Source organism: Limnohabitans sp. Rim8 (genome assembly GCF_943326455.1).
Taxonomy (GTDB): domain Bacteria; phylum Pseudomonadota; class Gammaproteobacteria; order Burkholderiales; family Burkholderiaceae_C; genus Limnohabitans_A.
In genome coordinates this window covers 231,299-251,495 of record NZ_CALPTI020000002.1, presented here as the reverse complement: position 1 = coordinate 251,495, position 20,197 = coordinate 231,299, and the positions used below count along the sequence as shown (strand labels likewise).

Annotated in this window: 18 protein-coding genes; 12 read left to right on the top strand and 6 right to left on the bottom strand. The window is 57.1% G+C overall.

The window, feature by feature from the left end; translation table 11 throughout:
• The 9 genes from Q1M54_RS02520 to Q1M54_RS02480 all read left to right on the top strand — a co-directional run.
• On the top strand, positions 1-177 hold a 177-nt coding region (locus Q1M54_RS02520; RefSeq protein WP_300553447.1), incomplete at its 5' end, for an SDR family oxidoreductase.
• Between the two features lie 30 nt (positions 178-207).
• Complete coding sequence (gene badI, locus Q1M54_RS02515) at positions 208-990, top strand: 2-ketocyclohexanecarboxyl-CoA hydrolase (protein ID WP_300553425.1); 783 nt, start codon at positions 208-210, stop codon at positions 988-990.
• Between the two features lie 22 nt (positions 991-1,012).
• Positions 1,013-2,170: a cyclohexanecarboxyl-CoA dehydrogenase gene (gene aliB, locus Q1M54_RS02510; RefSeq protein ID WP_300553421.1), complete on the top strand. Its 1,158-nt coding sequence runs from the start codon at positions 1,013-1,015 to the stop codon at positions 2,168-2,170.
• Positions 2,171-2,215: 45 nt separating this feature from the next.
• Complete coding sequence (gene aliA / locus Q1M54_RS02505) at positions 2,216-3,868, top strand: cyclohexanecarboxylate-CoA ligase (protein WP_300553418.1); 1,653 nt, start codon at positions 2,216-2,218, stop codon at positions 3,866-3,868.
• 40 nt (positions 3,869-3,908) lie between these two features.
• Positions 3,909-4,892, top strand: coding sequence for a tripartite tricarboxylate transporter substrate binding protein (locus tag Q1M54_RS02500; RefSeq protein WP_300553415.1), 984 nt, complete (start codon positions 3,909-3,911; stop codon positions 4,890-4,892).
• A gap of 13 nt (positions 4,893-4,905) precedes the next feature.
• Positions 4,906-5,682: an enoyl-CoA hydratase-related protein gene (locus Q1M54_RS02495; protein ID WP_300553412.1), complete on the top strand. Its 777-nt coding sequence runs from the start codon at positions 4,906-4,908 to the stop codon at positions 5,680-5,682.
• Positions 5,683-5,695: 13 nt separating this feature from the next.
• Complete coding sequence (locus Q1M54_RS02490) at positions 5,696-6,856, top strand: acyl-CoA dehydrogenase family protein (protein WP_300553409.1); 1,161 nt, start codon at positions 5,696-5,698, stop codon at positions 6,854-6,856.
• A gap of 42 nt (positions 6,857-6,898) precedes the next feature.
• On the top strand, positions 6,899-7,654 hold the full coding sequence (locus Q1M54_RS02485; protein ID WP_300553406.1) for an electron transfer flavoprotein subunit beta/FixA family protein: 756 nt from the start codon (positions 6,899-6,901) through the stop codon (positions 7,652-7,654).
• 17 nt (positions 7,655-7,671) lie between these two features.
• Entirely contained in the window at positions 7,672-8,604 is a 933-nt protein-coding gene (locus Q1M54_RS02480) for an FAD-binding protein (protein ID WP_300553404.1), read from the top strand.
• An 84-nt stretch (positions 8,605-8,688) separates the two neighbouring features.
• Here the strand turns inward: Q1M54_RS02480 and Q1M54_RS02475 are convergent, their stop codons facing one another.
• The gene (locus Q1M54_RS02475) at positions 8,689-9,597 is read right to left on the bottom strand and encodes a LysR substrate-binding domain-containing protein (protein WP_300553402.1); all 909 of its coding nucleotides are present in this window, start codon (positions 9,595-9,597) and stop codon (positions 8,689-8,691) included.
• Between the two features lie 165 nt (positions 9,598-9,762).
• Here Q1M54_RS02475 and Q1M54_RS02470 point away from each other — a divergent pair, with 165 nt between their 5' ends.
• Positions 9,763-10,737, top strand: a complete 975-nt coding sequence (locus Q1M54_RS02470; protein ID WP_300553400.1) for a tripartite tricarboxylate transporter substrate binding protein — start codon at positions 9,763-9,765, stop codon at positions 10,735-10,737.
• A 36-nt stretch (positions 10,738-10,773) separates the two neighbouring features.
• Here the strand turns inward: Q1M54_RS02470 and Q1M54_RS02465 are convergent, their stop codons facing one another.
• The 4 genes from Q1M54_RS02465 to Q1M54_RS02450 form a co-directional block, all read right to left on the bottom strand.
• On the bottom strand, positions 10,774-11,232 hold the full coding sequence (locus Q1M54_RS02465) for a cupin domain-containing protein (protein WP_300553397.1): 459 nt from the start codon (positions 11,230-11,232) through the stop codon (positions 10,774-10,776).
• Positions 11,233-11,246: 14 nt separating this feature from the next.
• A complete protein-coding gene (locus Q1M54_RS02460; RefSeq protein ID WP_300553395.1) occupies positions 11,247-12,956 on the bottom strand; it encodes a sulfatase-like hydrolase/transferase in 1,710 nt (569 codons plus the stop codon).
• Positions 12,957-13,264: 308 nt separating this feature from the next.
• Positions 13,265-13,903, bottom strand: a complete 639-nt coding sequence (locus tag Q1M54_RS02455; protein ID WP_300553393.1) for a trimeric intracellular cation channel family protein — start codon at positions 13,901-13,903, stop codon at positions 13,265-13,267.
• A 533-nt stretch (positions 13,904-14,436) separates the two neighbouring features.
• Positions 14,437-17,181 carry a DNA-primase RepB domain-containing protein gene (locus Q1M54_RS02450; RefSeq protein ID WP_300553391.1) on the bottom strand — a complete coding sequence of 915 codons (2,745 nt, stop codon included), beginning with the start codon at positions 17,179-17,181 and terminating at the stop codon, positions 14,437-14,439.
• A gap of 654 nt (positions 17,182-17,835) precedes the next feature.
• Here Q1M54_RS02450 and Q1M54_RS16385 point away from each other — a divergent pair.
• On the top strand, positions 17,836-18,042 hold the full coding sequence (locus tag Q1M54_RS16385) for a DUF4224 domain-containing protein (RefSeq protein WP_366146241.1): 207 nt from the start codon (positions 17,836-17,838) through the stop codon (positions 18,040-18,042).
• Between the two features lie 87 nt (positions 18,043-18,129).
• Positions 18,130-19,068, top strand: a complete 939-nt coding sequence (locus Q1M54_RS02445; RefSeq protein ID WP_300553389.1) for an integrase — start codon at positions 18,130-18,132, stop codon at positions 19,066-19,068.
• A 247-nt stretch (positions 19,069-19,315) separates the two neighbouring features.
• On the opposite strand, the gene Q1M54_RS02440 is transcribed toward Q1M54_RS02445, so the two are convergent.
• Positions 19,316-20,077: an aldolase gene (locus tag Q1M54_RS02440; RefSeq protein WP_300553386.1), complete on the bottom strand. Its 762-nt coding sequence runs from the start codon at positions 20,075-20,077 to the stop codon at positions 19,316-19,318.
• Positions 20,078-20,197 lie beyond the last annotated feature (120 nt).

Here is a 20,197-nt window from a genome sequence, read left to right as displayed (position 1 = left end):
GAAGGTGCTTCTAACCCCGAAAAACTCATGGACGCCTTCAAGAAGGCCATCCCGCTGGGCCGCCTGGGCCAGCCCGATGACCTCGCAGGTGCCATCGTCTTCCTGAGCAGCGCCGATTCGTCCTTCATCACCGGCCAGGTCCTGAGCGTCTCGGGCGGCCTGACCATGCACGGCTGATCGATCACCCCTATTCAACTGGAGAAAAACATGCAATTCGAAGACATCCTGTACGAAAACCGCAACGGCGTAGCCTGGATCACGATCAACCGCCCCGACAAAATGAACGCCTTTCGCGGCACGACCTGCGACGAAATCATCAAGGCCCTGAACAAAGCCGGTTACGACCGAAGCATCGGCTGCATCGTGCTGGCCGGTGCTGGTGACCGCGCTTTCTGCACAGGTGGCGACCAGTCGGCCCACGACGGCAACTACGACGGTCGGGGCACCATTGGCCTGCCGATGGAAGAGCTGCACACCGCCATCCGCGATGTGCCCAAGCCGGTGATCGCCCGCGTGCAAGGCTTTGCGATTGGCGGCGGCAACGTGTTGTGCACCATCTGCGACCTGACCATTTGCTCGGACAAAGCCATCTTCGGCCAAGTCGGACCTAAGATGGGTTCAGTCGACCCCGGCTACGGCACCGCTTTCCTGGCCCGCGTGGTCGGCGAGAAAAAAGCCCGCGAAATCTGGTACCTCAACAAGCGCTACTCCGGTCAAGAAGCCGTGGACATGGGCCTGGCCAACATCTGTGTGCCGCATGAGCAACTCGACGCCACCGTGCAGGAATGGGCCGAAACCATCTGCGAACGCAGCCCCACCGCCATTGCGATTGCCAAGCGCAGCTTCAACATGGACACGGCCCACCAGTCGGGCATCGCGGGCATGGGCATGTACGCACTCAAGCTGTACTACGACACCGAAGAGTCGCGCGAAGGCGTGAAGGCCTTGCAGGAAAAGCGCAAGCCCGACTTCCGCAAGTACGCCAAGTGAACGCAAAGACTGAGGACATCAGATGAACCCCAACCCCTACATCAACGAAGACCTGCAGGCACTGGCTGAGAGCGTGCGACGCTTTGCCGATGAAAAGATCAAGCCCGGTTTTCTGGAGCGTGACAAAACGAGGGAGTTTGACCTTGGCCTGCTGCGCGAGATGGGTGATTTGGGCTTCATCTGCCCCGAAGTGCCCGAGGAGTTCGGCGGCTTGGGCATGGGCTGTGTGGCGGCAGGAGTGATCCACGAAGAAATTGCCCGCGCCGATCTGAGCTTTTCTTACCTGAACCTGTTGGCATCGCTGAACAGCCAGATCCTCTACAAGTACGGCAACCCCGAAGTGGTGCGCCCTTGGCTCGACAAAATCCGGGAGGGTCGCGCCATCTGTGCCATCGCCCTGACCGAGCCGAGAGGCGGATCAGACGCGGCCAACTTGCGTTTGCGGGTTGAACGCGATGGTGATTTTTATGTCATCAACGGTGAGAAGACTTCGATCTCGGCGGCTGATCAAGCCGACATCACCGTCGTATTTGGCCGCACCGGCACACCCGAGTCGGGCGCCCATGGCGTCACCGCCTTGCTGGTGCCCATGGACACGCCTGGGCTGACCACCAGCCGCTTTGACTGCCACGGTCAGCGCTCCATCGGTCGCGGCTCCATCTTCTTCGAAAACGTTCGCATACCTGTCAGCCACCGCTTGGGCGACGAGAACAAAGGCTTTGTCCAAGTCATGCACGGCTTTGACTATTCGCGCTCTCTGATCGGACTGCAATGCCTGGCCGTAGCACGCGTGGCGCTCGAGGAAACCTGGGAGTACATCACCCAACGCCAGGCCTTTGGCCAGCCCTTGTCGGCTTTCCAGGGTGTCACTCACCCCTTGGCCCAATATGACACCGAGGTCGAAGGCGCACGCCTGGTTTGTCTTCAAGGTCTCTGGCTCAAAGATCAAGGCTTACCGCACTCTGCCGAGGCTGGCATGGCCAAGTGGTGGGGCCCCAAACTTGCCTATGACGTGATCCACCAATGCCTGCTCTGCTTCGGTCATGGTGGTTATGACCGAGGCCTGATGGAGCAACGCATGCGCGACGTGCTGGGTTTCCAGATCGGTGACGGGACCGCACAGATCATGAAAACCATCATCGCGCGTACCCGTGCGGGCCGCAAGAACGTGCCCGCCTGACATTTTGATCATCAAGAAAAACATTCAATCTCAAAGGAGACAAACATGGAATTCGATGCCGTATTACTGCCCGCACGCCGTGACGACATGATCGAACAAGGACTGTGGCATGAACGCACCATCAACCAAGACCTGGACGCTTGCGTCGCCGCTTGTCCCGACAAACTGGCACTGACTGCCTACCGTGTTGAAGCCGATGATGTGCGCCGATTCACCTACCGTGAACTGGCGCAGATGGCCGACCGGGTGGCTGTGGGATTGGCCCGATTGGGCGTGCAAAAGAACGACATCGTGGCCTGCCAGTTGCCCAACTGGTGGCATTTCACTGTGACCTATCTGGCGTGCTCGCGCATCGGTGCGGTCATCAACCCGCTGATGCACATCTTCCGCGAGCGTGAATTGAATTTCATGCTCAAGCATGGCGAGGCCAAGGTCATCATCGCACCTAAGACGTTTCGGGGTTTTGACTTCGAGCAGATGATCACCGCGATCCAGCCTGGCCTGCCGCATCTGCAGCATGTGGTGGTGATCGATGGCCATGGCCCCAACAGCTTCGAAGCCTTGCTGAGCGGCCCCACCTGGGAAAACGAGCCCGATGCTGCAAGCATCCTGAGTGCGCACCGCCCTGGCCCGGATGACATCACCCAGCTCATCTACACCTCGGGCACCACAGGCGAACCTAAAGGCGTGATGCATTCGGCCAACACCGTGATGGCCAACATCATTCCTTATGCCAAGCGTCTGCAACTCGATGCCGAGGATGTGGTGTTGATGGCCTCGCCCATGGCACACCAAACTGGCTTCATGTACGGCCTGATGATGCCCATCATGCTCAAGGCCAGTGCGGTTTTGCAGGACATCTGGGAGCCCAAGAAGGCGGTCGAGGTGATCAACGCCGAAAAAGCCAGCTTCACGATGGCTTCCACGCCGTTTCTGACCGACTTGACACGCGTGGTGACGGAAAACAAAACACCGGTGCCTAGCCTCAAGACTTTCTTGTGTGCTGGCGCTCCGATACCCGGTCCATTGGTCGAGCAGGCGCGTGCCACTTTAGGCACCAAAATCGTATCGGCCTGGGGCATGAGTGAAAACGGGGCCGTCACACTGATCCGGCTCGATGATCCCGATGAACGCGCTTTCAACACAGATGGCCTGCCCCTTCCCGGGGTTGAGCTCAAGGTGGTGGAAGCCGACGCCTCGGGTCCTGCACTGCCTGCAGGCACGCAAGGCAAGTTGTATCTGCGTGCCTGCTCCAACTTTGGCGGATACCTCAAGCGACAGCACCTCAACGGCACCGACGCCGAAGGCTGGTTTGACACAGGCGATCTGGCCCGTATCGACGAGCAAGGCTACGTCCGCATCACCGGGCGCAGCAAGGACGTGATCATCCGAGGCGGCGAAAACATCCCAGTGGTCGAGATCGAGTCACTGCTCTACAAGCACCCTGCAGTGGCCTTGGTAGCCATCGTGGCTTATCCCGACGAACGCCTGGGCGAACGGGCCTGCGCCGTGGTGGTGCCCAAGCCCGGTCAAACCTTCGACATGCCAACCATGGTCGCTTACCTCAAAGAGCAGAAGGTTGCGATTCAGTACATCCCGGAACGACTCGAAGTTCGGCAAAGCATGCCGTCCACTCCATCCGGAAAGATCCAGAAATTCAAGCTGCGCGAGGATTTGCGCGACGGTGCAGCTGCATAAAGAGCGCCAACCACTTCATCACCTCAATAGGAGACTTACCATGACATCCACAACCCGTTTTCAACTGCGTCGCACTTTGACGGTCGCAGGTCTTTCACTTCTGGGGCTTTGCGCCAGCGGCATCAGCCATGCGCAAAGCTGGCCCAGCAAGCCCATTCGTATCGTTGTGGGATTTGCACCTGGTGGTACCACCGATGCCATGGCGCGTATGGTTGCTCAGAGCTTGACCGAGAGTCTGGGCCAGTCCGTGGTCATTGATAACAAGCCCGGTGCCAGCGGCAACATTGCCGCATCAGAAGTGGCCCGTGCAACGCCCGATGGCCATACCCTGTTCATCTCTCCTACATCGGTTGAGACTGTCAATCCTCACCTGATCAAGTCCACTTTGCTGCCTTCGCGTGACCTCACACCAGTCAGTGGCATTGGCAAGTCCCAAATGTATTTGGTGACTAAGCCTCAAAGCACCGCAAAGGATGTGCGTGAACTGGTCGCACAAGCCAAATCCGGAAAAATGTCCTACGCATCCGCAGGTGCTGGCACCCCACCTCACCTGGCTTGCGAGCTCTTCAAACAAGCCACTGGTACCAACATCCTGCACGTGCCTTACAAAGGTGCTGCTCCAGCCTTGCAGGATGTTCTGGCAGGGCAAGCAGACATGGTTTGCGACCCCGGTATTGCCTTCCCGCACATCCGCACTGGAAAGGTCAAATTGTTGGCGGTCGTCAGCGAGAAGCGCTCACCATTTTTCCCGGATGTACCCACTGTGGGCGAGCAAGGCTTCAAGGGTGCCAATCTGGACATCTGGTTCGGCATGTGGGCTCCTAACGGCACACCTGCAGACGTCATTGCCCGTTTGAACCGGGAAGTGGCCAAAGCACTTGCCTCACCGACCCTGAAAGCCCGTTACGCAGAGCTCGGTGGTGAGAACGTCGCTCTGGATACAGCTGAATTCAAGGCATTGCTGGCCAACGAAGCCAAGATCCTGGGTGCCTTGATCCGCGATCAGAAGATCTCGGTCGAATGATCAAGGGAGTTTCATGTCCGAGTCACCTATCCTGACTGTCCGACACGGTCGTGTCGGCGTCATCTCCCTGAACCGGCCAGCACAGCTGAATGCCCTGAACGATGCACTGATGGACGCTTTAGGCAAGGCCTTACTTGATCTGGATGGTGACTCGGATATTGGTGCGATTGTCATCACCGGCAGCGACAAAGCGTTTGCCGCCGGTGCAGACATCGCCGTCATGGCGGACTGGACCTACATGGATGTGTTCCAAAGTGGATTCATCACCCGCAACTGGGAAACCATCCGTCAAGTACGTAAGCCGGTGATTGCGGCGGTGGCGGGTTATGCCATGGGAGGCGGCTGCGAGTTGGCTCTGGCCTGCGACATCGTGATCGCGGCCGAGTCGGCCCAGTTTGCACTGCCCGAGATCAAGCTGGCGATGCTGCCCGGTGCGGGTGGCACCCAGCGCCTGCCCCGCGCCATCGGCAAGGCCAAGGCCATGGACATGTGCCTGTCGGCCCGCATGCTGAACGCCGAAGAGGCCGACCGCTATGGCCTGGTATCGCGTGTGGTACCCGATGCCGAGCTGCAGACAACAACCATGAAACTCGCCATACAGATTTCGGGCTACTCGCTGCCTGCGCTCATGGCCATCAAGGAGTCGGTCAACCGCGCCCACGAAGCCAGCCTCACCGAGGGCATCTTGTTCGAGCGCCGTGCGCTGCACGCGCGGTTTGCCAGCGCCGACGCCCACGAAGGCATGCACGCTTTTTTAGACAAGCGTAAACCTGTTTTCCAGCATCGTTAATTCACCATCCACCATGGCTCTCGACTCTGAATCCTTTGACATTTTGTTACCCACCCTCCAGCGCTTCATTCGTGAGCGTCTGATCCCGGCAGAAGACCACCTCGAAGAGCATGATGATGTGCCGCTGGACATTGTCCAGGACATGAAGGACATGGGCCTGTTTGGCTTGACGGTGCCCGAGGAATACGACGGCATCGGCCTTTCGGTGAGCCAAGAAGTGCTGGTCAACTACGAACTCGGCCGTACCGCTCCCGCTTTCCGCTCCGTGTTCGGCACCAACATTGGCATCGGTTCACAAGGCATCTTGATGGACGGCACGCCAGAGCAAAAAGTCGAGTACTTGCCCCGTGTGGCCAGCGGCGAACTGATCATGTCCTTCGCCTTGACCGAGCCCGATGTCGGCACCGACGCCGCATCGCTCAAGACCCGCGCCGAACTCGACGGCGACCACTATGTGCTGAACGGTACCAAGCGCTACATCACCAACGCGCCACGTGCCGGGGCCTTCACCCTGATGGCGCGCACCGGAGGCCCGGGGGCCAGCGGCGTCTCGGCCTTCATCGTTCCTGCGGACCTGCCCGGTATCAAGTTGGGTAAGCACGACAAAAAAATGGGCCAACGCGGCACCAAGACCTGCGACGTGATCCTGGAGAACGTGCGCGTGCCGGCCGCCAACATCATTGGCGGTGTGCCCGGCCAAGGCTTCAAGACTGCCATGAAAGTGTTGGACCGTGGTCGCCTGAACATCTCGGCCGTCTCCTGCGGCCTGGCCTCACGCATCCTCGACGAAGCCCGCGCCTACGCCCGTGACCGCAAACAGTTCGGCAAACCGATTGGCGAGTTCCAGCTGATCCAGGCCATGCTGGCCGACAGCCAGGCTGAGCTGCTGGCTGCATGGTCTCTGGTCAAGGACGTGGCCCACCGCTTTGACAGCAAGCCTGCCCATGTTTCCGACCCAGAAGTTTCCATGCAAGTGTCGTGCGCCAAATTGTTCTCCACAGAGATGGTGGGCCGCGTGGCCGACCGGGGTGTACAGATCCACGGCGGTGCGGGTTACATCAACGAATACCCGGTGGAGCGGTTTTTCCGCGACGCACGCTTGTTGCGACTGTACGAAGGCACCACGCAGGTCCAACAAATCATCATCGGCCGCGAACTGTTGCGCACAGCCTGAAGGCTGCAGCCCTTCAGACCCCACATCACTTGGAGTTAAGTCATGAAAATTCTCGTTCCCGTCAAGCGGGTGGTGGACTACAACGTCAAGGTCCGTGTCAAGTCCGATGGTTCGGGCGTGGACATCGCCAACGTCAAGATGAGCATGAACCCCTTTGACGAGATCGCCGTCGAAGAAGCCGTGCGCCTGAAAGAAAAAGGTTTTGCCACCGAAGTCATCGCTGTGTCTTGTGGCGTGGCCCAGTGCCAGGAGACCCTGCGCACCGCCATGGCCATCGGTGCCGACCGCGGCATTTTGGTCGAAACCCCCGCCGACTTGGACCTGCAGCCTTTGGCTGTGGCCAAGCTGCTCAAGGCCCTGGTGGACAAAGAGCAACCCGGTCTGATCATCTTGGGCAAACAAGCCATTGACGATGACTGCAATCAGACCGGCCAGATGTTGGCCGCTTTGGCGGATCTGCCACAAGCCACTTTTGCCTCCAAGGTCGAAATCGTGGACGGAAAAGCCCATGTGACCCGCGAGATCGACGGCGGTCTGGAAACCCTGGCCATCAATTTGCCTGCGGTGGTGACCACCGACCTGCGTCTGAACGAGCCACGCTACGTGACCTTGCCCAACATCATGAAGGCCAAGAAAAAACAGCTCGACATCTTCAAGCCCGAAGACTTGGGTGTCGATGTGGCCCCCCGCATCAAAACCCTCAAGGTGATGGAGCCTGCCAAGCGCAGCGCCGGCATCAAGGTGCCCGATGTGGCCACGCTGGTGGACAAGCTCAAAAACGTGGCCAAGGTCATCTGACCATCCAAGGAAATCTCATGACTTCTCTCGTTATTGCAGAACACGACAACGCCTCCATCAAAGGCGCTACCCTGAACACCGTCACGGCCGCTGCCGCTTGTGGTGGTGACGTGCATGTGCTGGTGGCGGGTCACAACGCCGCCGCAGCTGCCCAAGCGGCTGCGCAAATCGCTGGTGTGTCCAAAGTGATCCACGCCGACAGCGAAGCGCTGGCCCATGGCTTGGCCGAAAATGTCGCTGCGCAAGTGTTGGCGATTGCCGCCAACTACAGCCACATCCTGTTTCCCGCAACCGCTGCAGGCAAGAACGTGGCCCCTCGTGTGGCTGCCAAGCTTGACGTGGGCCAAATCAGCGATGTGACACAAGTCATCTCCGCCGACACCTTCGAGCGACCCATCTACGCAGGCAACGCCATGGCCACCGTGCAAAGCACTGACGGCACCAAAGTCATCACCGTGCGCACCACGGGCTTTGACGCTGCTGCCGCAACCGGTGGCAGCGCAGCAGTGGAAAGCGCAGCCGCACAAGCTGACAGTGGCAAGAGCAGCTTTACGCGCAGCGAGATCGCCAAGAACGATCGCCCCGAGCTGACCGCTGCCAAGATCATCGTCTCCGGTGGCCGCGCTTTGGGCAGTTCGGAGAAGTTCAACGAAGTGATGACGCCCTTGGCCGACAAGCTGGGTGCTGCCATCGGCGCCAGTCGCGCCGCGGTCGATGCCGGATACGCGGCCAACGACCTGCAAGTGGGCCAGACCGGTAAGATTGTGGCGCCTCAGTTGTATGTCGCGTGCGGCATTTCGGGTGCGATCCAGCACTTGGCGGGCATGAAGGATTCCAAGGTGATCGTGGCGATCAATAAGGACCCCGAAGCACCGATCTTCAGCGTGGCCGACTTTGGCCTTGAAGCCGATTTGTTTGCGGCTGTGCCTGAACTCGTACAGCAAATCTAAACCACTACGAAAGCGATCAGTTGCTCCCAACGTGACGACTGTTTATCTATCCTAACAATACATGAGGTAGTGTCACGATATGTATTACAAACCTGATTGACGCACCGACACCGATTCCTGCAAAAAGGTATCCAGCAGTCGTTGAGCTGGTAAGGACAGTGGCGTATCGGTGCGAGAAAAAATGTGGATAGTGGTTGCCGGCAAGGTCTCTTGCAAACTGAGCGCTACCAAGCCCATGCGTGGGCCGTGAGTTTCGTAAAAGAGTTCAGGAACGATTGCCAGCGTGTTCATGCTCGGCAATACCGCCAACAACGTTGAAAATGACTCGCAATCTACCGTCACCCTTGCAGGCGGCAGACCACGCTGCTCAAACCCAAGGTGGATGGGATCCCCCGGCCCGAGCCTAGGGCCTGAAAGAAGCCAAGAAGCCTCTATCAAATCCTCTAATCTTCGTGCCTTGGCCAAGCCATGCCCCTTTTTGGCAACAATAACGGATGGACTGGCGACCAGCGCACGCGCCTGCAAATCTCTGCCTACGCCGGCTGGTGGCAGCGGACCCAGTGCCAAATCGAGTTCGCCAGAACGCAATTGCTGCAAGGCTTTTGGATACAAAGCATCGACAAGCTGTACACGCACATGCGGCCAACGCGATTGATAAGTCGAAACGGCATTTGCTGCCAACATCAGTGCAGCAGCAGGAGAGATACCAACGCTTAGGGTGGTTTGTGTGTCATTTGTCAAAGCAGCTACATCTTCGCGAGCACGCTCAATCTCTCGCACCACGGTAGACGCTCGTGCGGCCAGAATTTCACCTGCTGGAGCCAACCGAACACCTTTTGGCGAGCGCACTACCAGTGTTGCCCCGAACTCGTCCTCTAGTTGCTTCAAGGCCTTGGTCAAGGCGGGCTGGGTGACGTTCATGGTGGCTGCCGATGCCCGCATGCTGCCAGTCTGCGCGAGCGTCAGCAGCAGCTGAAGTTGTTGCAATCTCATAGATAAACCTCTTCTGATAACCCATGGTAATCGTCTTTACCAAATGCGATTGGCCGATCACACGTTGTGCCGATAGCATGGTTTTGGCTTTCTCGAAGTTATGTTCATGCATAACAAAAGACAGACCTAATTGGCGCAGAACCACATAAACACAAGGATGGAGACATGATCAAACGCAGACACCTGATTGGCCATTTGGCCGCGGCCCCGTTATTGGCTAGCCTGCCAACCATGGCACAAAGCTACCCGGACAAGCCGATTAAGATTATCGTGCCCCTGCCGCCGGGAAGTCCCCCGGATGTGCTTGCACGTCACCTGGCCGATGCCGTGAGCCGCAACTGGAAGCAACCTGTGATCGTGGAGAACCGCCCGGGTGCAACGGGCATGATCGGAATGCAAGCTTTGGCACGATCGGCTCCCGATGGTTACACCATGGGAGTTATGTTCCTGACACACACCGTGCTGCCCGAACTCATCGGCCCCCTGCCATACAACACCTCAGCTGACTTTGCACCCGTGGCCAATCTGGTGTGGCTTTACAACGTGCTGGTGGTGCCCGCATCGTCCAGCATACAAACTCTGCAAGACTTGGTCACCCGGGCTCGCAGCGAACCCAATGCCTTGAACTACGGCTCAGGAGGCAACGGCTCCCCCGCTCACTTGGTGGCCGAATCCTTTAGCCAGGCCAGCAATGTGAAGATGACGCATGTCCCATTTAAGGGTCCAGCCGAAGCAGTCAACGCACTATTGGGCAATCAGATTACCGCCATGTTTGCCACGGTACCCAACGCTGCTGCACTGGTGCGTTCGGGCAAGCTGCGTGCGATTGCAGTGACCAGTCCACAACGTCTGAGTGCCCTACCCAACGTGCCTACACTGGCCGAATCCGGTGTATCCGGCGTGGAGGTGAAGGAATGGGAAGGTCTGGTCGCACCAGCGGGCACACCCAAGGCCATCATCGACAAATGGAACCAAGAGTTGTTCCAAGTGCTGGCCTCCAGCGAGTTGCGCGCCAAACTCGCCGATCTGGGCATGTCGGTCGTGCCCTCACACCCCAGCACTGACTTTGCAGATTTGATCCGAAAGGAACTTGATCATTGGGGCAAGTTCGTCCGCACAACGGGTATGCGCCCCAGCTGACCGAACTCGATGGCCCGGCTCAGCCGGGCCACCGTTTCATCGCGCCGATGAAATAGGCTGCTCAAAAACCACCCCAAATTCAGGCGAGATTTCCGTCACCTTGCGTGGGTTGGCAATGTTGTGAATGCGCCGGTACAAGGCTGGCAACTCGCCTGCAGGCTCAGCCCAAAAAATGGCTTGCACCACCTTGCCACTGTTGTTGTAGAACGCATGTGGGATTCCCCTGGGCAGGTAACCGATTTCACCCGTACGAACAACTGTTCGAACACCCTCAATTACCACTTCCACCGAGCCATTGAGTGGACTTAGATACTCGTCTTGATCAGGGTGCGTGTGCGGTGGAACAAAGCTTTCCTCTGGAAAGGTGGCATGCCATACAAACTGCTTGTCATCGTATTGCTTTGGCGTATAAACCTGGCCCATGATGTTCCAGGTCACGCCATCGATGCCAGTGGGTGAATGGTCGCAATCGGGGAGTTGGGAAGCGTGGCTCATGACTTTCTCCGGTATCAGACTTTTTCGGTGGTGACGTGCTGGCCTGTCAGGCGGTCGAGCGCTTCCTTGACCAGCGGGTTGTGGCTTGCATAACGGGGCTTGAAGGTCTGCCGCTGAGCCCGCAAATCGTCCTCATCGGCATAACCGATCAGGATTCCGTTTTCGGCAATGCGTGCCTGGATTTCGGTGTTTTCGATCATTTCGTCCGAAACCGTGACACGCTGGCGAGGACGTCGGGCCCACTCGAACAGGGCTTCGTGCAGGCGTGCACGTTGTCGAACATGCTCGGGATCAGCCGAGGTGCCCAAATCGGTCAGCTCATGGGGATCAGACTGCAGATCGAACAACATGGAGCGGTGGCCTTCGCACAGGACGTATTTCCAGCGGCCATCAAAGGCCATGCGCATCCAGGCATCAATGGGCGGTTGCTGCAATTCGATGCGGGCGTCCTGAAAGGCGTAGTCGCATTCGCAGACAGCAATGTTGCGCCAATCGGTCGGCGTCTGGCCAAACAGCAAAGGGCGCAAGGAGCGGCCATCCATGATGTGGGGGACTGGGTTGCCACCATACACATCCAGGAAAGTGGGCGCGATGTCCACAGCCTCGACCAAGGCCTGGCAGCGCGTGCCACGGGTGGCATCTGCACGGGTATCGGGGTCGTAAATGATGAGTGGGGTGCGGACCACCGGCTGGTGAAACAGCTCCTTGTCCCCCAGCCAATGATCACCCAGAAAATCGCCATGGTCCGCGCAGAACACGATCATGGTGTTGTCCATCAGGCCCCGCTCTTCCATGAAGGCGAAGAGCTTGCCCATCTCGTCGTCAATCTGCTTGACCAGCCCCATATAGCCCACCATGACCGCATCCCGGACGCCGGGCTTGGCAAAGGTACGCGAGACCCGGTGGTGGGTCATGGCAGCATAGACCGGATGCGGGTCCTTGAGCTCTTCTTCGGAACGCACCACGGGCAGGGCGTCCTCGGGTTTGTACATGCCGGCATAGGGCTTGGGCACCACATAGGGCCAGTGCGGCTTGATGAAAGACAGGTGCGCGACCCAGGGCTGATCGCCCGCCTCGCGCATGAAGTCCATGGCCCGGCGCGTGGTGTAGGGCGTCTCGGAATGCTCGTTGGGAATGCGGGCCGGCAAATGGCTGTACTTGAGGTACCAGCCCGAGCGGAACTGGCCTTGCTCGTCCACCACGGTGTTGGCCCATTCCTCCCAAGGGTTGTCGCCCCCGAAGCCCTGTTTGCGAAGATAAAGGTTGTAGTTGGGGTCGGGGTCATGGCCAGAAAACGGATGAATGCCATCGTCGCGCTCGTAAGGGTCAAAACCACATTCGGCGATGCGGATACCTATTTGCGATTCGGGATCGATACCCAGACGCGACATGCCGGACGAATCACCGCGCATATGGGTCTTGCCAATCAACACCGAACGCACACCCAGTGGCCGCAGGTGATCACCCAGTGTCATCTCGCCTGCTTTGAGCGGCACAAAATTCCAGCTGACGCCATGCGACTGCATGTAGCGACCTGTGTAATAGCTCATGCGCGAAGGACCGCATACGGGAGACTGCACATAGGCGTTGTCAAAAAGCACGCCCCGCTTGGCTAGCCCATCCAGATGGGGTGTCTGCAGCTTGGGGTGCCCATAGCAAGACAGGTGATCGGCACGCAGCTGATCAGACATGATGAAGAGAATGTTCTTGACGCGTTGAGTCATGACTGCGGGCCTTGATTAGGCACAAATTGACGATGACCCATGCTAGTCATAGCGTAGCCAGTAATCCAATCGTATTTTTTAAAGCCGATTACCAAGGGTTATCGGCTTGAATTTCAATGAGGTCTAGCCGCATATCTGCCTTTGCTTGTGGCGGCTGGGGCTGCGCTGGAGCACACACCCGTGACGGTGCTCAACGGTGGCATTCGCCACGGCGTGCTGTCGATGGAGTCGTATGTGTTTGGGCAGGCTTTAGACCTTGAATTCGGGAAACCCTAGTCTGCGCAAAACCTGATTTTTTACAGCACCATTCAGGCACGCCACGCTGGTAATTGCCAGTTGCGCCAAAGAGCCAGTGCGCGAAGGCCGACGGTGACAACAAGACACCCCAGCAAGGCTATCCAGCCCGGGGAGTCTGCGGACCAAAGAGCCACATAAGTCCAACCACCGGCAAAAGAACACACCGCATAAGGACGGTGGTCTTTGAAGGCTTTGGGAATCTCGTTGCACACCATGTCCCGGAGCACGCCACCGAAAACTCCCGTAACCAGACCCATCATCACGGCAACTACGGGTGGCATGTTGGACTGCAAAGCTTGGTGAACACCTGTGGCAGTAAACAGTCCTAGGCCAAGCGCATCGGGCCAGAGTATTGTTTTTTCAGTGACCTCAAAATGCCGCTGACGCATGAACAGCATGGCCAAAACACATAGGGCCAGAACACCCCAAAGAATTTCGGTGTGACGCACCCAAAAAAACGGCCGCTGATCAAGTAGCAAGTCGCGCAAAGTGCCGCCACCAAAGGCAGCCAAGAACGCAACCACACACACGCCTACCGCATCAAGCTTTTTGCGCGCTGCCTCCATAAGTCCAGATAAAGCAAAAGCAGCGGTGGCTGACAACTCGACCAGCAGGCGTAGGGTGTCTCCCCATGATTGAAGTGCATACATGTCTGGATTATGTTGCCTTTAAAAGTTGGCATAGCCTTAGCTTTGGGCTAGCGGGTGAAGTACCCATTACCCAAACCGCAAGCAGTCGTTCCCCGGATCTATCGCAAACTGTCCTTTGAACTGTGACTGCTGTGTGCTTTAGACCGGTCACGTGATGCGCTGCATAGCGAACGACAGGTTATGGCAAGCGCAAAATATCAGCATTAGTCTAGGGATGTCCGCTACCAGCCTTAAACAGACATCTACCAACAAGCTGTGGTTACTCGCTTCGCGCGCGCACGAGAGATTTTAGTTATATTTGATAACCATATCAAGAGTTGTGGGTTAGCAATAAAACGAAGGACCCACTGCGGTCTGAAGCAATATGCCGATAGAGATTCAGGCCCCCTACCCCCGGGGGGGGTAACGGGGTGTCACGGGGGGTGTTTCCGCCACTCTAAGAGAATTGGCAACTGCCATTTCTGCTGGCTTGGGTAAAACACCCCCCGTTATCCCCCATCACCCCCCGGTCTACGGGTGAATTTCAGCCAAATTCAGGATTCGTTCCTTTGCTCGACGCTTTGCAGCAACCATTTATTCGGTTGGCGCCCACCGTCCACCATCTTTGAAACTAGCTTCAGGCCTCCCGCGATGCGGTTCTTGTGTGCTCTCAGCCACATCCCCACCTTCCCGGCACTGTTGCTCTCCGCGCAGCCCGCCTGTTCCAATGCATCGCGCAAGGCAAAGTTGCTGGTGGACCAGATGGCCAGGTCACTGGCGCGGAATTCTGGCGGTGTAGTCCGAACCTTTGCCATTGCCACTGTCTGCATCACCTGAAAAGTCACGGCAATCTCGCCGGTGCCATCGTTGCTGTAATTGACCGATGCGACTGGGTCTTCCTCCCCCAGCCAGATCAAGGTATCGCGCACGCGCCAGGACCAATCCTCAAAAGATTCCAAAGGTGGCACGTTCAAAGGATCCGGGTGCAATGCATACGCACGCAAAGCCGTCAGTGCAGCCGTAATGAAGCGTGCGCGGTTGTGCTTAATGAACATGGCCAAACTGGGATGCTCGAACTCAATCTGACGGTCCTTGAGCGACTCCACCTGAAGTTGCAACTCGCACACAAGGGCCCGGCGAGCGTTGTCGCTGGCCAGCGTGATGTTATTGCCAGTCAGAACGACTCGAGTGCGGTTGCGAAACTTGACCCGCTCCGATTCGCCCAACTTACGGTCGGCGTAATCATCCGAGGTCACGAACTGGGACAAAGCCGCACTCTTGACCAGCGCGCCGTTGGGCAAGTTGTCAAAGACCACCACCGGATCGCCAGCCAGGAGCACCGAGGTGAACACCTTCTTAAGTTCTTCCTCATTGGCGCCGGGCCAAGGGTGTGTGGTTGCATGACCATAGGCGATCAGGTTGGCAATGGAGGCCATCAAGGTCTTACCTGAGCCTGCCATCGTGGCGGTGTACAGCACCATCGGGGCCTTGGGCAGTGTGGGCCGAGCCAGTGCAGTCAGCACATCCGCAAGGTAGACCGAGCGGGACACATCGCCCGCAAACGGGAATTGCTTGACCAAATCCAGCAGTTCATCGAGTGCTGCTCGGCCCTCGCTCCAACCTGGTTGGCTCGGCTGGGGTGGAAATTCCAGATTCGGTGCGTAATAAATCCCGGTCTCCGCGTCATAGCCCAGGGTTTCACAAATCGAGCCGTCCGCGCGAAGAAATGGCGCATTGGCCAGAACAGTCAGGTGGCTGAAGGTGTCATCGTCAGTCCCAAGCTCCAAGGCGATGGCAATGTTCATGGGACAGTCCACCACCTTGTAGTCGTTGATGCGTCGGTCCATACGATTGAAGGTTGCCAGCTCGCTCAGCTCGCGCATGAGCCACTGACGGTTGACCGCAATGACCACAGGTTGAGTGGCCAAGCGAGAGAGTCCATCGTGCAATTCAGCGGCGCGGCCGATACGAACCAGCGTGTGACCACGCTTGAACACATGCTGCTCCAGCAGCTTCGCGCATTGTTTGAGGATGCTGGGAATCAGCCCCGGGTCAACAAAGATCCTTGGACGCTCTGATTCACATTCAGAACCTTTATCGCTGACAACAGGCTTGGCCTCTCTGTCCATTTCGATTTCCACTTCCGGATCGGGATAGTTCACCTCATCTACGGCACCACCGTCATCAGGATCCAAAAATGAGAAGTCATCCTCTGCCAGCGCAGGCACATTGAACGGCAAGCGCGCGGGATCAATCCGTTTAACGTGTAAGCGGTATTGCGGCGGTGTCACGGAAAGGCCCTGCGCTACCAACCAGCGGTACAAATCACGAGCCTTCAGGTCTGCGCAGTGGCCGTGCTGGCACTTCATGGTCCAGCTGCCATCAGCCCGAATCTTGACGGCGGTGCCATCATCCACCCCCCTGGTGTGCAAACGGCGCTGCAGGCACTGAATGTCCCACCAACCAGAATTCTTTTGCTGCGCCGATTTGAGCAACTCCGCCTCTTGCAACGCCTCAATCAAGGGATGCTCTCCCGACAACATAGGTGCCGCTGCGAGCATAGCGTTGATCTGCGGCACATGGTCAATGCTCTGGCCAAACCAAGAAGCCACTTCCCAAGCCGAATACGCCAGCTCAGGCCGCCAGCTGACCAGCCGATTCTGCCAAGGCTGGCCCAGCGCCAGCTTCAGGTTGCGCCCCTGCGGCAATTTGCACAGGCGCGTGATGCCCTTGGCCCCCTGATCGGTCATCAAGTGCCCCTGCACTGGCGTTGCCAGCACTTGTTTGGTCAGATAGGACGCGATCGAGACATCACGGACCGGCTCGCTCAGGCGATAGAACCATTGGTGGTTTCCAGGGGAGGTTTCGATGATGGCAGTCGGCTCGCCGAGTCCAAGCGTGCGCGGATCGACTTGCACCTTGGAGCCAATGTCATCGAGCACGATGAAGTGCAACGCATCGAAGTATTCGATCTGCCGGTGATACACGTCTTCGGCATCACGGCGAAAGGTAGAAACACAGGTGTAGTTCTGCCGTTGAGGTTCTTGGTACAGATCGCGGGAGAACTCAATGGGTCCGCCGGACCACATGCCGGCTTTTGCCAACTCGTTATCGGTATCCGGCGGTGTGGTGTTGGAGCAGACGAATGCGTCATCCACATCGTCACCAAACATCACCTCCAGGAAGTCGTCGTTGCTGGGCGGTTGGGTGAGCGAGACTGACTCGCTCTGGTTAAGAGAAGAAGTATTGAACATGGATATCCATTCCTGTTTTGAGTTTCGTAATGGTTCCCGCGCCATGAATGGCACTGGCCGTTGAAGCTGCCCCTGTTAAGGACAGGGAAAAGTGCAGCGGATATCCATTCAATACATCCATGCGTGACATGCCCACACCTGCACGTCACAGAAAAATGAAGTTGGAACCACCTTTCAGATGGAGGAATGTTGCTAAAACAGCTCAAAAACGACCCTGAGCTGACAAAAGCATGTTGCGTTGTCAGTAGTCGATACGAGAAATTCGAATCTTTAATTTTCAATTGAAGGGCTGAGGCCATGCAGCGCATCGACAAAACACCAACGTAGAGCGTTTCACCGCAACCACCAGACGTAACAAAAAATTTGTGGGGTTTGGTCGCGCCCTATGAGCTCACCTCGAACTGGCGCCACGTTGTGACGTGGGCAAGTGGTCACGTCACGCACGACCCGATTCAATCTGATGCATGAACTCCCAGATTGAAGAGTCCCTGCCATGAAACCGACCTTGACCACTCACTTCGCTCACACGGCCAGCGCTGGGCATGGACTGAATCTACAAGACGCGGCAACATCTTCGTCTTCATTGGCCTTTGGGGGGCAAATGAACTTTCAACCCGCACATGCGGTTGAAAAATCCAATTCGTGCCCACATATTGAAACGTTGGCCCAAAAGTTATCGGCTTACGGAAGGCACGTCCTATGAACGCCTTTCTGACACCGCTTGAGGTAAATCAATTGACTGGTGCCGCAAGAGCCAAAAAACAAGTTGCGTGGTTGCGCGAGCACAGTATTCCGTTTATTCACGACGGAAATCGGGTCATTGTGTATCACTCACACGTCAAGCTGGTGGCTGAGGGTCGGCCTCCAAATTTCTCATCAGGTCCCAATTGGTCTGCGATCAAATAGATGCCAAAAATCAGTAAATACCCGAGACTTCGGACGAAGATTTACAGGGGTGCAAAAGGTCAAGTGCATGTGTACTTTGTGTACGACATGAGGACCGAGGGCAAGCCTGACATTCGCCTTGGGTCTGATCATGCAATTGCCATCCAAAAGTGGGATGAAATTCACAACAAAAAACGCCTCACGATTGGTTTGGTCCAAGAAGCTTTTTCACGCTGGCGCGAACGAGAACTACCGAAATACGAAAACGCCGAAACTCGCCGTGGGTACACAAAGAACTTATCGCACATAGAGCCAGTGTTTGGTTCTATGTGTTGGGATCAAGTCTCGCTGCCTATCCTGCGCGAATATCTGGATCGCAGAAGTGCCAAAACACAAGGCAATCGTGAAATGTCCCTTTTTTCAATCGTGTGGGGCAAAGCAATCCTGTGGGGTATGACCAGGCTGCCTTGGCCTGCGTCTGGCGTCAAAAATTGGAAGAACACAGAAAGCGCCCGCGAATTTGAAGTCACAGATCAGCTTTTTGATGCGGTTTACGAAGAGGCTGACGATGTTCTGCGCGCCTGCATGGATATTGCCAGCGCAACCGGGATGCGACTTACAGATGTCAGAACTGTACGCATGCCATCAAACGGAAAACTGCGATTTTCAGCAAGTAAAACCAAAAAGGCTGCTGAATTTGAGGTGGAGCAATCACCCGTGCTTTCAACACTCGTTGCCAAGCGGCAAGCCATGAAAGCGCATTGCGTCATGCTGCTTTGCACTAAAGAAGGCCGCCAAGTGAGCGCGGGAATGCTCAGGGATCGCTATGACGAAGCACGGGACAAAGCTGCCGCAAAAGCCTTAAAAGCTGGGGAAAAAGATCTCGCTCAAGCAATTCAGTCCATGTACCTGAGAGACATGAGGAAACGGGCTGCCGATCTTGCCGGTGATGTATCTGAGGCATCAAAACTGCTGCAGCACAGCAATACCAAATTGACTGAAACGCACTATCGAACGAAAGCAACCAAGCTCAAAGCGGTCCGCTAAAACAGTAGGCGCAAAAAGTGGGGCCTAGAAGAGGAACCACCCAGTATTAACTGAGTTTTTTGCGCCTAAAACAGCCCGCAAACCCGCATGAATCCTCAGTTTCACTGTGGGACTCAAAATCCCCCGCCGCAAGGCGTGCCGGTTCGAGTCCGGCCCCGGGCACCATCTCTGGAAACCCAGCAACTATGCGGGTTCCAAGCGAATCAAGGCCAATCCTCACGGGTTGGCCTTTTTTCTTGGCTTTAGATCAACCCATCATCCTTCGCAAGCTCTCAAAAAAGAGCTCGGACTGAAGCCGCTCGCCATTGATCTGTTCCGCAACCCGCGCAGCCAATGCTGTGTCCACGGGCGTCAACGGCACACCGGTCGAAGCCGCCAGCACCTGAGCTTGGCAGGCACGCTCCAGGTAGTACAGGTCGTCGTAGGCGTAGTCCACCCGTTCACCGCAGACGATGACACCGTGGTTTCCCAAAAACACCACATCCGCGCCTTGCATGGCATTGGCGATGCGTTCACCTTCGGTCATGTCCAGAGCCAGACCGTTGTAATGCGCGTCCACCGCCAAGCGGCCATGAAAGCGCATGGCGGTCTGCGACAGGGTAGTGTCCAGTGCACGCGCCGCGGTCAAGGTCAGCGCCGTGGCATGCGGCATGTGGGTGTGCAGCACGACAGACTTGCGCGCGATGTGGTGTACCGCAGCATGGATGAACATGGCTGTGGGTTCCACCGGATGACGGCCCGCCAGCTGCTCGCCCGCCGCGTTGCACATCACGATGTCAGCCGCTTGCACCTCACTCCAATGCAAACCTCGCGGGTTGAGCAAAAACCAGTCGTCCCGGCCAGGCACCGCCACGCTGAAGTGGTTGCACACGCCCTCGCTCAGGCCCTGATGGGCAGCAGCGCGCAAGGCCAGCGCCAGATCTGTGCGCAGCGGCAAAAGGGCTTCAAAGGTTTCGTTGGCTTGCATGAAGGATCTCCGGCTGTTGTGGTGTGGGTGGTATCGGGTCACGCGTGGCTTATGACCGCACTGCGCTGACAAGAATACTGGAAGCGTTCAAACACGATGAAAACAGCTATTTTTTTTCAGACCCCAAAATACCGACGAATAGATGGGCGCAGCGTCTTGCCA

Bases quoted from the DNA above. Each gene is read 5' to 3' on its own strand.
- badI (WP_300553425.1), top strand. From the start codon at position 208: ATGCAATTCGAAGACATCCTGTACGAAAACCGCAACGGCGTAGCCTGG.
- aliB (WP_300553421.1), top strand. From the start codon at position 1,013: ATGAACCCCAACCCCTACATCAACGAAGACCTGCAGGCACTGGCTGAG.
- aliA (WP_300553418.1), top strand. From the start codon at position 2,216: ATGGAATTCGATGCCGTATTACTGCCCGCACGCCGTGACGACATGATC.
- Q1M54_RS02500 (WP_300553415.1), top strand. From the start codon at position 3,909: ATGACATCCACAACCCGTTTTCAACTGCGTCGCACTTTGACGGTCGCA.
- Q1M54_RS02495 (WP_300553412.1), top strand. From the start codon at position 4,906: ATGTCCGAGTCACCTATCCTGACTGTCCGACACGGTCGTGTCGGCGTC.
- Q1M54_RS02490 (WP_300553409.1), top strand. From the start codon at position 5,696: ATGGCTCTCGACTCTGAATCCTTTGACATTTTGTTACCCACCCTCCAG.
- Q1M54_RS02485 (WP_300553406.1), top strand. From the start codon at position 6,899: ATGAAAATTCTCGTTCCCGTCAAGCGGGTGGTGGACTACAACGTCAAG.
- Q1M54_RS02480 (WP_300553404.1), top strand. From the start codon at position 7,672: ATGACTTCTCTCGTTATTGCAGAACACGACAACGCCTCCATCAAAGGC.
- Q1M54_RS02475 (WP_300553402.1), bottom strand. From the start codon at position 9,597: ATGAGATTGCAACAACTTCAGCTGCTGCTGACGCTCGCGCAGACTGGC.
- Q1M54_RS02470 (WP_300553400.1), top strand. From the start codon at position 9,763: ATGATCAAACGCAGACACCTGATTGGCCATTTGGCCGCGGCCCCGTTA.
- Q1M54_RS02465 (WP_300553397.1), bottom strand. From the start codon at position 11,232: ATGAGCCACGCTTCCCAACTCCCCGATTGCGACCATTCACCCACTGGC.
- Q1M54_RS02460 (WP_300553395.1), bottom strand. From the start codon at position 12,956: ATGACTCAACGCGTCAAGAACATTCTCTTCATCATGTCTGATCAGCTG.
- Q1M54_RS02455 (WP_300553393.1), bottom strand. From the start codon at position 13,903: ATGTATGCACTTCAATCATGGGGAGACACCCTACGCCTGCTGGTCGAG.
- Q1M54_RS02450 (WP_300553391.1), bottom strand. From the start codon at position 17,181: ATGGCGCGGGAACCATTACGAAACTCAAAACAGGAATGGATATCCATG.
- Q1M54_RS16385 (WP_366146241.1), top strand. From the start codon at position 17,836: ATGAACGCCTTTCTGACACCGCTTGAGGTAAATCAATTGACTGGTGCC.
- Q1M54_RS02445 (WP_300553389.1), top strand. From the start codon at position 18,130: ATGAGGACCGAGGGCAAGCCTGACATTCGCCTTGGGTCTGATCATGCA.